Origin of the sequence: Ornithinibacillus scapharcae TW25 (assembly GCF_000190475.1) — a bacterium.
GTDB lineage: Bacteria > Bacillota > Bacilli > Bacillales > Amphibacillaceae > Ornithinibacillus > Ornithinibacillus scapharcae.
In genome coordinates, this window is record NZ_AEWH01000005.1 from 1 (window position 1) to 13,764 (window position 13,764).

Annotated in this window: 10 protein-coding genes and 3 pseudogenes; 3 read left to right on the top strand and 10 right to left on the bottom strand. The window is 32.6% G+C overall.

Annotated elements, in window-relative coordinates; translation table 11 throughout:
- Positions 1-401: 401 nt before the first annotated feature.
- Both G5W_RS0101160 and G5W_RS0101165 read left to right on the top strand, forming a co-directional pair.
- Positions 402-1,301, top strand: a complete 900-nt coding sequence (locus G5W_RS0101160) for a class III lanthionine synthetase LanKC N-terminal domain-containing protein (RefSeq protein WP_474647513.1) — start codon at positions 402-404, stop codon at positions 1,299-1,301.
- A gap of 140 nt (positions 1,302-1,441) precedes the next feature.
- Positions 1,442-2,902 carry a lanthionine synthetase C family protein gene (locus G5W_RS0101165; RefSeq protein WP_157998033.1) on the top strand — a complete coding sequence of 487 codons (1,461 nt, stop codon included), beginning with the start codon at positions 1,442-1,444 and terminating at the stop codon, positions 2,900-2,902.
- 338 nt (positions 2,903-3,240) lie between these two features.
- On the opposite strand, the pseudogene tnpA reads toward G5W_RS0101165, so the two are convergent.
- The 6 genes and pseudogenes from tnpA to G5W_RS0101185 all read right to left on the bottom strand — a co-directional run bounded on the left by tnpA (position 3,241) and on the right by G5W_RS0101185 (position 7,188).
- Positions 3,241-3,605 (bottom strand): annotated as a pseudogene (gene tnpA / locus G5W_RS23060) (IS200/IS605 family transposase).
- Between the two features lie 19 nt (positions 3,606-3,624).
- A pseudogene (locus tag G5W_RS24100) lies at positions 3,625-3,752 on the bottom strand (hypothetical protein); the annotation flags it as partial.
- Between the two features lie 143 nt (positions 3,753-3,895).
- Positions 3,896-4,630, bottom strand: a complete 735-nt coding sequence (locus G5W_RS0101170; protein ID WP_010093501.1) for a GNAT family N-acetyltransferase — start codon at positions 4,628-4,630, stop codon at positions 3,896-3,898.
- Between the two features lie 257 nt (positions 4,631-4,887).
- On the bottom strand, positions 4,888-5,325 hold the full coding sequence (locus tag G5W_RS0101175; RefSeq protein ID WP_010093502.1) for an NUDIX hydrolase: 438 nt from the start codon (positions 5,323-5,325) through the stop codon (positions 4,888-4,890).
- A gap of 167 nt (positions 5,326-5,492) precedes the next feature.
- Positions 5,493-6,335: an arylamine N-acetyltransferase gene (locus G5W_RS0101180; protein WP_010093503.1), complete on the bottom strand. Its 843-nt coding sequence runs from the start codon at positions 6,333-6,335 to the stop codon at positions 5,493-5,495.
- A gap of 196 nt (positions 6,336-6,531) precedes the next feature.
- A complete protein-coding gene (locus G5W_RS0101185) occupies positions 6,532-7,188 on the bottom strand; it encodes a nucleoside/nucleotide kinase family protein (protein ID WP_010093504.1) in 657 nt (218 codons plus the stop codon).
- Positions 7,189-7,588: 400 nt separating this feature from the next.
- On the opposite strand from G5W_RS0101185, the gene G5W_RS0101190 reads away from it, so the two are divergent.
- Complete coding sequence (locus G5W_RS0101190) at positions 7,589-9,037, top strand: serine hydrolase domain-containing protein (protein WP_010093505.1); 1,449 nt, start codon at positions 7,589-7,591, stop codon at positions 9,035-9,037.
- 331 nt (positions 9,038-9,368) lie between these two features.
- On the opposite strand, the gene G5W_RS23910 is transcribed toward G5W_RS0101190, so the two are convergent.
- From G5W_RS23910 to G5W_RS0101215, 4 genes and pseudogenes are all read right to left on the bottom strand, one after another.
- The gene (locus tag G5W_RS23910) at positions 9,369-9,539 is read right to left on the bottom strand and encodes a hypothetical protein (protein WP_010093506.1); all 171 of its coding nucleotides are present in this window, start codon (positions 9,537-9,539) and stop codon (positions 9,369-9,371) included.
- Between the two features lie 1,265 nt (positions 9,540-10,804).
- Positions 10,805-11,689, bottom strand: coding sequence for a helix-turn-helix domain-containing protein (locus tag G5W_RS0101205; RefSeq protein WP_010093510.1), 885 nt, complete (start codon positions 11,687-11,689; stop codon positions 10,805-10,807).
- A 688-nt stretch (positions 11,690-12,377) separates the two neighbouring features.
- The gene (locus G5W_RS0101210; protein WP_010093511.1) at positions 12,378-12,893 is read right to left on the bottom strand and encodes a hypothetical protein; all 516 of its coding nucleotides are present in this window, start codon (positions 12,891-12,893) and stop codon (positions 12,378-12,380) included.
- A 578-nt stretch (positions 12,894-13,471) separates the two neighbouring features.
- Positions 13,472-13,764: pseudogene (locus G5W_RS0101215) on the bottom strand (hypothetical protein); the annotation flags it as partial.

Sequence of the window (13,764 nt, forward strand, 5' to 3'; positions counted from 1 at the left end):
ATAGTTCTGCGAGTATTTCTTGTCTCCGTTGCAGAACTGGGGTGTAATTAAATCAAGTAAGTACCTTGGTTAGATAAGTTCTTTTCTATCTAATATAAGATAATTGAGAAAAGAATGTACTTCTCTATTATTATTCTCTCCCTCAAATAAATTACATATATACTTACACGATCTCTAATTGTAAGCTTCAAGAATTGTCCCATATAACAGTCACCGTATCTTTAATTTTCCCAGTCAAACTTAGACATATATTATTTATAAGGGGGACGTATTAGTGTGACAGCAAACTCGACTTTTTATTTATTACCTAGTAAAAAATTCTATTTACCATTCGAATTCTATAAATTTAATAAAGATTTTTAAATATTATTGAAGAAATCCTTGATAAAAAGACATGGTTTATAATGACAGATAGAATTTATATTTCATGCGCCCCTAAAGATTACAAATTCTTAGAATACGGTTGGAAAATTCACATCTCTGGGACCATTTGGGATAGTGAAAATATATTAAAAGAAGTTTCTAAAATTTGCTATGAACATGAAGTGGCATTTAAGTGTTTGATGGATAAAGAGATTTTTGATGCTAGTCAAAATAAAGCTGCTCCTAGAGGAAGTTCAGGAAAATTCATTACAATATATCCAGAAAGTGAAAAACATTTTAAATTTCTCATTTCTATTCTTTACGATAAATTAAAAGACTATAACGGGCCCTATATTCTAACTGATAGACGATACGGGGAAAAGGGGATTGTTTATTATAGATATGGTAGCATAAGTGTTAGTTCAGTTGTAATAGATGATAAAGATGTCCAAATTTTAAAAACGAAGGATGGTAAAGTTTTTATAGACGATAGGAAACCGGTTTTTCAATTACCTAGCTGGGTCAAGGATCCTTTTAGATCGGAAGAAAAAAAACCTAATAAGGAACTCCTATTAAATAACAAATACAAGATTAATAAAGTTTTACGTTTTAGTAATGCAGGAGGAACTTATTTAGCTTATGATTTATTAAATAACAATCGTTTAGTCATTATTAAAGAAGCAAGACCTTATACAGTTCAACATGGGAAATATAAAGATGCATTAGATTTAAAAGAGACTGAATATGCTATTTTAAATAAAATTAAAACTCTAAATGTCTCCCCTAATCCTATAGACTTTTTTAAAGAATGGGAACATGCGTATTTAGTTGAAAGTTATATTGAAGGAAAAACAATTAAAGAATTCGTAGCAGCTGAAAATCCATTTGTTACGCCCAATGCCTCTTTGGAGGACTTTAATCAATACTACAAAAAATAATTCGAATTATTAGTCAATTATTAAAAAGTATTGGAAAACTACATGATTCAAATATTATTGTTGGAGATATTAGTCCGGATAATATAGTTATAACGGATAGTTTAGAACCGATATTTATAGATTTTGATAGTTCAACAGATTTGGATAGCAATATTGAAAAATATTCTTTTAGTACTATTGGTTTCAGTAGTCAAATAGAAAATCCGGAAGACTTTAGGCGAGATTATGTAAGTTTGGGATTTTTGATATTCTATTTGTTAACTCCAAGCTCTAATATTGTTGAATTGAGAAAGGATTTCTACGATCCCTGTTTAAGGTACTTGGAAGATAAATATTCATTGCCGAAAGAGTTTCGAAAACTAATAACATTGCTAAATAATACTAATGAAAAAACTAATGTAAATGAATTTATTAGCGTGGTTATTGATATACAACCAAATTTAAAATTCAGTAAAAATATTCAGCTCGAAAATGATATTGATAATAAGATTAATAAAATCGGAAAATTTATTCTTAAAAATACACTAAATGGTGAAAATCAATTTTTTCCGAGTGATTTCATGGCAAGAGAATTTCTATCTATAACTCATGGGACCGCAGGAGTATTAAGAGCACTAGATTACTGTAAAATTGATTATGATATAGAACTATCAAGGAAATATAATCATATTATTAATGAGAATCATAACAACATACAGATTAACCTGAATACTGGTTTAGCGGGAATCTGTTGGTACTATTTAGAACAAAATGCAACAGAACAATCAAGAAGGCTATTGAATATTATCTCAGAAAGACAGAATACTGTTACTAAATTAGATTTAGGAAATGGACTATCTGGAATAGGTATGTTATATCTAAAGACTTATTTAATGATAGGAGAAAGAGATTATTTGTATAAAGCAATAGATATTGGGGAGTCTATTTTAAATAGTACTGAAATAAATAGTATAAAAAAAGTAGGGATTTCCAACGGTAGATCAGGTATCTCTTTATTTTTGCTGTATCTGTCAGTAATAACTAATTCAGGTAAATATGCTAAATTTGGCAAAAAAATTTTACTAGAGGAAATCGAGTATGGCCATGAAATAAATTATGGCTATGGGTTCCCTTCTTCTGTTGATAAGCCTAATTTCCTCTATCCTTACTTTTCAGAAGGGACCGCTGGTGTGGCTGCAGTAGCAATTAGATATTATCACCTATTTAACGATTCAATATTGAAAGAAGAGGTGGTAAAATTAGGTAATGGTTTAAATTGTGTCTTAGCTACAGAATTAGGATTATATTCAGGTCTCACAGGTATTGCAAATACACTTTTGGATTATTATCAATTTACTAATGACAGGAAATATTATAACAAAACCTGTGAAATTATTAATAATATACAACAATTTTTATTAAAAGATGATGGTGAAGGATTAGGATTTCCTGGCTCACTCATGTACAGGTTTAGCTGTGATTATAGTACTGGCGCTAGCGGTTTTATAATGCTGTTAGAAAGAATTAAATCTAATAAAAACAATTTTCATTTTTTCTTAGATGAATTATTTATCAATACAAATTCTCCTATTAAACTCGAAAAAGTAATTTCTCAAACCTAAGAAAACATGCATAAAGTATTAGGTTTTTCAATAGTAAGACAGGAACTATATAATTCGATTGTACGTTTGATTTGTATAGTACCAATAAATGTTTTGACATCTTTGGTTGTTATTGATGCCTTTATTACATATGGAAAGGGTACAAATATTCCACAGTTAACTGTTTCACAAACCACCAGTGTGAACTGGTGGTTTGCTCTGCGGCCGTAAACCTCTATTAGCGGCCTCAGCCTGAAAAGCCTACCGAATGGTTCCCCCTCTTGCAACACCATTCACTCACTGATTCTAAAAGAATCTCTTGCTTCTCAGTTTTTTGCTCCTGTAATCGGATCATATTCTTAGAATCTAGTTATTAATCAAACATGTAGTCTTCTTTCAGCTGATTTCTAATGTATTCTTGAATTTGATTTCTGTTTCTGCCCACTATATCAACATAGAGACTCGATACCAAAATTTCCGATTTCCATATTTATATTTTAAATTGGCATGTTTACCAAATATCATTAAACTACTCTTCCCTTTTAAATATTCCATAAATTGAGAAACAATTAACTTAGGCGGGATACTTACTAACATGTCCGGACAACACTTGCTTAGTGTATGATCACGTCTTTACGTTCACAAAAATCTTCTATAATTTGACCAATTCTTTTTTGTACTTTCCGTCTATTATTTGCCTTCTATATTTTGGTGCAAACACTATATGATACTTACAACTCCACTGCTAGGATTGCTAATACAGCAATCATGCTGTATATGCTTTTGTAGCTACCGCAACCTCTGGTCTCGCATGTAGATATAGCATATAATCCGCCTCACGAGAAAGGGTGGATCCTGGCACATTATTTAAAATTGAAATGGAAGTATTACAAATGATACCAAACTAACAAAGTCTCCTTATAATAGCCTCCTTCAAAATAAAGCCCTGTTAAAAAACTGCTCCTTGTACAAAAAGCAGTTCTATGTAATAATCCTCCAGCTAGATAAATAAAATTAGTCACCAAATAGATTGTTAGAAAACGCTAATGAAATAACTGTATTTTGATTTTCGAGACATCCATTGTATGTCATTATTTTTCTCATTGAATTGTTATTAATCTCGGTAGCACCTAAATAAGACTTTGCTTTAAAATCATTTTTCAATCTATATAACCCTATGCGGTGTAGGTTCTTGCCCAACCCTTTTCCACGAAATTTAGGATGAATACCTATCCAAAAAATACGTCCTTCGTTGTCCTTATCTGGTTCGAGGTGAGGAAAGACCACTCCAATAGGATCATTATCAACTTTATAGATAGTGTACATTTTCTGAACTTGTAATGGTAGTTCGGTTCTCATACTCATTAAAAACTTTTCAACATCATCCATATTTCTATCCATTACTTCAGATAGAAATGAAAGAGAATTTTTCTCAGTAATTGACCATACGTCGTAATCTAAACCCTCAATATCTATTGAATTTCCTAAAGATCTTTTATAAATAACTCTTTCACCTATAATCTTCATCTTATCCATAGTACGTTTTAATTGTACTAAATGAATTCTAGGACATTCTAGCAACACTTTTTTATAACTGCTGTATTTCGTTTTAATTAAGAGATCATATATAAGATTATCGATTAGGTCAGCTTGAATCAAGTTATCTTCTAGTATTTCCAAGATTATTTGTCCGTCACTTTTTATGCTATGTACACCAGCTTCTTTAAGTTTGTTCAGTATTCCATTCATAATCTATTCTCCCTAGATTCCTAGCTTATCTACAAACTTGCCTCGTTTGCAATTTCCATGGTCGGAAAATATTAATTACATTAAACTTGGTAAATCCCCCCCACTTTCTATAGATATATTTGGGAGAATAAAAAGCCTAATTGTTTTAAATAAAATAATTAAGCTCACTTTATTGTAAATTTATGCTTGTTCAATTAAAGCACCTGATTAGTGCAATAAGAGACGATTATCTATTAGCTGGTTTAATAAGACTTATTTTATTTTTGAACGACATTTCCTCTAAAAATATATGGTACTGAAGATTTTTTGTTTATTAACCCTTTCAATTCAATTGGTATAAGTATGCTATTTTCTGCCAAATCCAGTTCCATCCAAGTAATTTCTTCAATTTCTTCCGGAAAGGAGATGCTCATTTCTCCCCCTATTATTTTTCCAATAAAAGTGAAAAGAATAGTGTGATGCCCTCTTTCTTCAAAGAATGCCTCACTTACAGTAAAAATGCCTTCTATTTTAACATCTAAGCCAGTTTCTTCTTTAACCTCACGAATTGCAGCTTCCTCTAGCGTTTCTCCATATTCTACTGCACCACCAGGAAGTGTATAATAGGATGAGTTTTGTCCTTTATTTTTTACCATCAATACCTTCTTATTTTTCTCATCAAATAATAGTACATATGCAACATCAACTCTTTTCAATCATTTCTCTCCTTCTATTAAGGGTTTTCTTCTTCAACGGCCCTTCCCTTATAGTTTAAGAACATCTAACATAACACGAGAATAATATTCCAAAAATATGATTTGAATTTTAACATAAAATAAGGTTACCTAGTTAGATAAACTTATTTAACTATTACACCCGTTATCTAATTTGTGCTTTGCGCAAAAATATCTATATGTAATGTTTTTAATACTTCAATCGCTTCTTTAACTGGTAGTTTTGGTAACATAAATTCTTCTGAGAGGACTGATATTATTTCATCTGATGAGAATAAAGTTTTAACAGATGTTTCACCATTCGAATAGCGAATACCGAACTTATTATTTACTAAAGATACACTTCTTTGTTTATGAGTCTGATATAGTTGGCATCTTAAAATAGTCATAAATGGGGCGCTAGGTTTATTTGATTTTTCTATTACATCATTAAAATCACTAACTTTAGCTTCCTTGTGAGAATTAAAGTGCCATGTTTTTCCGCTTTGTTCACCATTATTGAAGCGAACATATTTATACCTTCCTTGTTGCCCTTCAGGTAATATATATACTGCATCTTTACCAAAAGAGGCGATATTTTCAAAGTCATTCTCAAAACGTACTGGTTTAAAAAAAGGAGCAGCTGCGCCACAATCAACATAGATACGTTCATTATCAATTTTCACTATAATGCCCATATGTTCTTCTCCAAGCATAACGTGATAACAATCAAAACCTAATTCCCTTAATAAAATCATTAGGTTAGAATTTAGGGTATAGCAAGTTCCTCCAAAATTGTATTCCCTATAATTCTTAATAAATAACTCAAATGAAGGTATCTCAAAATTACTATAATTATGATTTCTAAAGTACAGTAGTTTGCTGATATTCTCAAAAGGAAAAGTATTTAATTGAGCATTACAAATTTGTTCTAAATAGTTATATGATGGCTTCTCCAAATGTAAATTAAGAAAATCCAAATATTTAGTTATAGTATCAGTTATATTTACCAACCCATTCTACCTCCCAATAATCCTTTAAATTCTTAATCTACCCTAACTAAACTGCCCTGTTAGCTTAATAACTTTTATCTAAACATTAACATAATATTCCGAAAATAAGAAATAAATTTTAACCATAATAAAAAGGCGATGCCACTTGGATCACCTTGTTTAACTATTGCACCCGTTAGTTCAATAAGAAAATTTGTTATACAATGAATGGGTTATCAAAATTATCATTATTTATAACTATATCTGCATTAAGTTGTGGTGCGTGTTGTTCTAAATATAATTTCGACGCAACGTGATACCTTTTTAGGAACATTTCTTCAGCTTTTTTATAACCTCCAAGTGCCATTTCTTCTCTTATAGCACCTCTTTTTCTGGCTAACTCAAAGTCAGTTTCAACAAATATTTTAAAATCGAATAGGTCAATTAAATCCGTTTTAAATAAGAACGTTCCATCAATAACAAAAACGGTATCAATATTTGCTGTTTGTATTTCTGGATTTACATATTCATCCGTTCCCAAATCTAAAGACTCTATTTGATATTGAAGGTTTCCCCCTGGACCTAAAGGTATTAAAAGCTTCTGTTTAAAGGCATCATAATCATGGGCATCTTCGTAATACCCCATAGCCGATTCCCTACCTTGTCTATATCGGATAACTTTTGGGTTATGAAAATTGTCTATACTCGTCCTGATAACATCTCTATTTCTTCTTCGAAGTTCTTCCGTAATCTCATTAGCAAGCGTTGTCTTGCCAGATGACGTTATTCCACTTACCCCTACTCTAATTGGATGAGTTCTTTTTAAACATAAGATTTTATCTACTATATCTGAAATAAGTTCACTTCTTGACATATTTCTCCCCACTTTCCGATATATCATTTAGAACGCTTCAATTTAATTAAAGATACCCCTTCTTCAACTAACCTGCTCCGTTAGTACAACATCTTTATACCTTGATATTAACATAATATTCCGTATTATTTTACTATTGCACCCGTTTATGCAATATGATTTGCTGTATTACACTATAAGACTTTCAACTAAATCCGTGTATGCTTCTACCCATTTAGAAAATGGATAACCCCAGAGAGATGTATATCTTTATTCTTGTTCAACTAAAGCTAACCGTTAGTTAATTGTAACCATTCGCAATTATTTGATATTATGAAGGTAAATAGAAAGATAAATTAGGGTTTAGTTTATAGTTATAAAAATAAGTTATTTATAACCTTATAATACAAAAGGAGAGTGTATGAAAAAGACTATTGTTTTTGTATTAACGATATTTATATTATTCTCAGGCTTCGTAACACAAAGTTATGCGCTATCAAATTCGAAATCTGCGGCAATACAAGCGTTGCTAGATGATGCCCGTCGTATATCTGGTGTGCCGGGAATGTCAATCTCAATACTTGCTGATGATGAAGTGTTCTACTTTTCCTCAGGGTATGCAGACCGTGAAAAGGGGTTGTCTGCAAGTGAAAATACACTCTATGAGTTAGCCTCGGTCAGTAAAGGTTTTACCGGTATGGGTATTTTGCTGTTGGAAGAGCAAGGACTACTCTCAATGACTGACCCTGTCCAAAAATATTTACCTTGGTTTACTTTGAAGTATCAAGGGAAACCTGTTGATATGCAAAGTCTTACACTAAATAACTTTCTTCACCATACCAGTGGTCTAACGAATATTAAGCATACTCAAAATATTCCACAAGGCAATACACCGGATATGTTGCAAAAGACTGTGGAAATGCTCGTAGATGCTGAATTGGCGTTCCCTCCCGGTGAACAGTATAACTATGGAACCGTTAATTATGACATATTGGGTTTGGTTATTGAGATTGTATCGCGACAAAGCTATGAAGATTTTATGAGGGAACAGGTATTGCAGCCGTTAGGTCTTCACCAGACGTATCTTTATAAAGAAGATGCTCAAGCCACTGGACAGTTGGCACAGGGCTACCGTTCTTCCTTTTTTATGACAACTCCATTTAAAGCTCCGGATTATGCTGGAAATAAACCAGCAGCCTACATCATTTCTAATACAAAAGATATGGCGCGTTGGATGGGCATACAGATGGGTATCGTGCAGGACATACCCGATATATTTCACACGGTTATCGAAAAATCACATAGGGGTGATATGTCTGTTTCGGCTGTCAACGATATGTATTATGCGGCAGGCTGGTCGGTAAACGCCGACCAAACGATTATAGAGCACACTGGGGGCAATCCAAATTTCAGAACCCAAGTAGCCATACTGCTAAATGAAAGAACAGCCATCTGCTTGCTGAGCAACGGCACAAATACCAATATAAACCTGGTACTAAAAGTTAAAGATATATTAGACGGCAATCTAAATCAGTCATATGAAATAAGCGGCACACAGCTTTTGGATATCATTTTGTCGTCTATCACAATTATTCTTTGCCTATTGGCCGTTTTGCTAATTCTCTTAGGATTACGCCGAAGGAAAACGAATGAGCAGCAGCCAATGAAAAAAAAGAGAACAATCGTAACAATTGTTTTCCTAATCGCTACGATTGCCCAGTGTATAATGTTTTTTGCCTTCGATTGGTCAACGATACTAATTTGGCAAACATATAGTGTTCTTACAGCTTTAATTTCGTCAACATTATTAACAGCAAGCATTACTTGGTTTGTATATACTCCCCGATTAGATCCCTCAATCCGAAAATAAGTATAATGTTAAGTAAATAAATCCTAATTTATCGGTATTCTTAATTAAAAAACAGAAGACACCTCGGTGTCTTCCTTAATGTAATCGACACTTCTCCTAGTTAAACCCACTTGCTATTTCTTCCACTAACCTGCTCCTTTACTACAAGATCTTTATTGTATATGTGTTAACATAATTTTCTAGAAAATCATCAATAAATATAGACCAGCAATTTGATGATCCATTATTCCACTCTTGTACCCGATTCTTCAATAATCGAATTTATAAGTTGGCAAACCAGCCTTCCAGATAAATCAGTTTCATTTGTATTTTTTGTATTTATTAATATTCATTAATGACCAATGTTATCGTTGTCACTATTAATTGGTTCTACTACGTTTCCATTTTTATCCGTTATGATGGTATCTGTTTCTTTAATAGGTTCTTTCGAAATCGGATAATAAATAACGGCTCCAATTATGATAATTATCATAATCAACCCATTAGAAACCTTTTTTCTCAAAAGAATCTCCCCCTTCTTCAACTAAACTGCCCCGTTAGATTAAGTACTTAATATTCTAAATGTTATATGTATTTTAACATAAATACCCAATTTTTAGTTTCATCAACAATCAACCCCGATAAATTTTAAAATAATAAATCACTACAAAGTAACTATATAAAAAACCCTCTATTCCGTATTTTAGAACAGAGGGTTAAAATGAAATTTACCAACTTTATTGTAAATTTACGAACTATAATGTAAATGTACAAACTATAATGTTACCGGACAATTGTTATCATATGTATCTGTTTCTAAGTCGTTCCCAAACCAAATCCCCCTCCATCCCCTATCCCCCAAGGCTTCAACCCCATTTCTAAGCCTGAAGGCAATGTTATAAAGTTCTTCCCTAAAACACCCGAATTTGACCAGAATTAACCCGTCTGGGTTGTATCGAATATTCTGCCATTGTAATTAAGTTTTTCCCTGAATGGATAAAAGAAGAATGAAGAGAAAATAGAAAATGTAACAATTTGAGGATTAAGTTACAGTTAGGAAACATACTGAATAGAGATTGGAAATCCGTTGGATTGATAAAGTGAGGATAATGACTGGAAAAGATATTGAATACCGCTTAAAGCTACTATTGGTAAGGGACTGAAGAGATATTGAACAAAAAAGAAAAGGACTGAATCACTATTGGATCCAGCCCGACTTTTTATTGACTTGGGATTGAACATCCCTATTGGATGATGATTGAAAAACTATCCGAGTACATAGCGTACCCCCCCGTTCCCTTCCGATTCGGAAACCAACTGAGTTCCATCAGGGAAGAACAAAGTTACGTAGGGAAGGTGAAAGTATCAGGGAGATAACAGCAACTGTCTAATTACATTAAAGTTCGTAAATATAAAATGCTTATATAACAATTGATTAGCGTTTTTCTATAAACAAAATTGTTTTATTTAAACAATTAAGCTCACTTTATTGTAAATTTGGCTTGTTCAAGTAAAGCACCCGTTACTCTAAGTACAATAATTCACAATCTTTTTTCCACATCAATAAACTTAGTCACTTTAATGTGTTGACCATGCAAAAAGACACATTTTTATTAAAGAAAATACCCCGATTGCGGTATAGTTAAGCAATATTTTCACCAAAACTTTAAGTAATGAACAAGCGTGTTAATTCCTACCAACTTTACAGCCATAATTGCAATTATAACTATAATACTTAAAACGGCAGCCTTTTTACCAGAAATAGCCATGTTATCACCCTTCCTAAAATCATATTTCTTCGTCAAACGATAAATTTACTGGCTCGTCCAGCAGTTCACCATGCACCTCTATATTAGTTGTAGGAATACTTTCATTCACTTCTTCAAAAGTGAATTGATCTGCCCATACAGTTCCTTGTCCAGACAGAATGATACCAAATGAAATAACAGCACTTTGGGTTGGAACATCCAAAATAATAGAATAATGGTTCCAGTTTGTTGTTCCTTTAATGGGGCGATTACTCATATTATCAAATTGAAGAACATCTTCCATTGTGTCGTCTACTCGCATCCACATCCCAGCGTACGCATCTACCTCTTCCGTACGGATGAAACAAGAGAGTCTAATACGTTTTCCAACAAACTGATTAGCCCTAAATGTTTGCATCATGGTAGCGAATTCAGTTGAATCTAACACTGTTTTGGATTTTAAATAACCTGATGCTTTCCCCTGATGAACAACTTCATGGTCAATCCCCATTTCGTAATTAAATGGATTCGATCCACTTAAAAACCAACCTTTTACCTTTGTCTCCATATTGGTTTCCTCCTTAATTTTAATCATTTCTGACATCATTCTGCGATATTTTCCAGGTGGTAGCTTATAAATCTCTTTAAATGCTCTTGTAAATGATTCTTGTGATTCAAACTGATAATATAAAGCGATATCAAGAATGCGTTCACTTGTGTAAAGCAAGGCGGAAGAAGCATTAGCCAATCTTCTTAACCGAATATATTCAGTTATCGTCATGCCAACCGTGGATTGGAATATTCGATGAAAGTGATACTTTGAAAAATTTGATTGTGCTGCAATATTTTCCAAAGTAAGTGGTTTATGTAGGTTTTCTTCCACATACAATATAATTTTCTTAATTATAATTTCATGATTATACAACGAAGGTACCTCCTTTAATTATAGGATATCAAGGTTCTTCATTTGTTTTTTGATATATCTTGCGAATTAATCGCCGCATCCTAAAAATCTTTAAAGATAGGTTGATGTAATATCAACCTATCTTTATATCTGCAACAATATCGCACGATTGTTGAATATGAGCTAAAGACGATTCTTCAACTAAACTGCTTCGTTAGTGCAAGTACTTTTCTTCACAAGCTCTTTAACCCCTCTTAATTTTACCATATATTCAAAATATTTATAACACAACTCTACTCTCATCCTTCTTATGTTTTCTACTCGTCTACTATATGTATCTTTTATAGTCCTTCCCGGAATGGAAAGAAGAGAAGTGAAGAACAAAGAGGAAATGTAACAGATTGAGGATGGTATCACAGTTAAGAAACACACTGAATAGAGATTGAAAATCCGTTGGATTGAAAGGGTGAGGATGATGGATGGAAAGGATATTGAAAACCGTCGAAACTACTATTGGTAAGGGACTGTAAGATTATTTAAAAAATGAAAAAGGACTGAATCACTATTGGATCCAGCCCGACCTGACATAGAATTTGATTAGGAAATAGCCCTAAAATCCCTTGATATGTGTCCTCTATTCCAACTCTTTGCTATGGAAACTAACTTTTTGGCAGAGGTGCGTACTTTATATCATGGAGATAGACTCCATTTAAAATACGTATTGTTCCTTCCATTTGGCATAAAGCTCTTGAAAATGATTCAAGAAATAATCTCGTTGAAACTGTTCCAAAAAATCAACGTCTTTTTGAGTGAAAGATGGAAGGTGAATCTTGTAAAACGGTATTTCATCCATTACACCTGAAGTTTCAAAATCCGAGAAGAAGTAAATATCAACCATATTTGATAGGATGGCAACCTTTATCGAGTTTTCAACACAGAAAAACTTTTTGGTTTGTTCGATATGCTTGTCTAAGTTTTCTTTAATCCCCTTAGTCTCGAACATAACAATAGGTTCGACATGTCGATTGAATAATACCCCATTTGCGGCTTTATCCTCAATCTCCGGGAATTCAAAAACACATTGAAATGGTTTCGTAATATCCCAACCAATTTCCTTCAACAAATACCCGAATAGTTGTATTTTAACGTTCTTTGTACTTTCAAAATGGCGTTGATAGGAATCCCTCTTATTGTTAATGTGAAAAATTAAATCATTTACTTTCATGAAATCGCCTCATTTCTTTGATTGTTATTCTCTTTATATTAGATTTGTCTATCCTTAAATATCACTATTTAGAACAATCAACATGTTCGAGGTCTTGCAAAATTATTAATTGTATCCTTCTTTTGTCATAGATTGAGGATGTACAGGTGTTAGAGCTTTCTTTTCCATGCCTAACTCTATGTTTTGATTTTATTTGGAATAAAGATCTAATAGGTTGCATGGCAAGTCACATAAAATAATTTTTTTAATCCATTATACTAATACTTCTTCCCTTTACCTCGTTAGTAGGAACCCTTATCGGAAAAGAGAGTAGTGACTATTGGACAATACAAAAAGACTGGGCCACTAATGGACCCAGCCTCGAGTTTTGATTGATTTTTGTTGAAAAAACCGATTGAATATATATATGACTACCCGCTACTCTTCCTGCTCACTTTCCCGCTCAGAAACCAACTTGGTTACATCAGGGAGGAACTAAGTTACGTGGGGAAGGAGAAAGTTTTATGGAGATAAGTGGTTACTAAAACTATTATTTAACATCAAAAAAATCCTTCTGTTGCTAGAATTAATGTCATTACTCATCTCTTTTTAATTTTTTCAATGCTTAATACTGATTTTTCTTGTAATGGAAAAATCACTTCTTGTTCCGCTCTGATAGCCGGTGAGTTTAATTCAAAATTTTTATTATCATATTTCATTGCTTCTATAAAACCCTTAATACTAATTCCTGGATTATCTTTTGTTGCTTCAGCTGTAATTATTGTATGATCACACGATGAATTAAACCAATATAAATCTTCTAATTTTTCAGCTGATGTCCATGAAACATAATGATTATTATAATTCACTTCATTTAGGTCTAAATGAACCC

Excerpts from the sequence above, each read along its gene's own strand:
- G5W_RS0101190 (WP_010093505.1), top strand. The coding sequence starts at position 7,589 with ATGAAAAAGACTATTGTTTTTGTATTAACGATATTTATATTATTCTCA.
- G5W_RS0101210 (WP_010093511.1), bottom strand. The coding sequence starts at position 12,893 with ATGAAAGTAAATGATTTAATTTTTCACATTAACAATAAGAGGGATTCC.
- G5W_RS0101170 (WP_010093501.1), bottom strand. The coding sequence starts at position 4,630 with ATGAATGGAATACTGAACAAACTTAAAGAAGCTGGTGTACATAGCATA.
- G5W_RS0101185 (WP_010093504.1), bottom strand. The coding sequence starts at position 7,188 with ATGTCAAGAAGTGAACTTATTTCAGATATAGTAGATAAAATCTTATGT.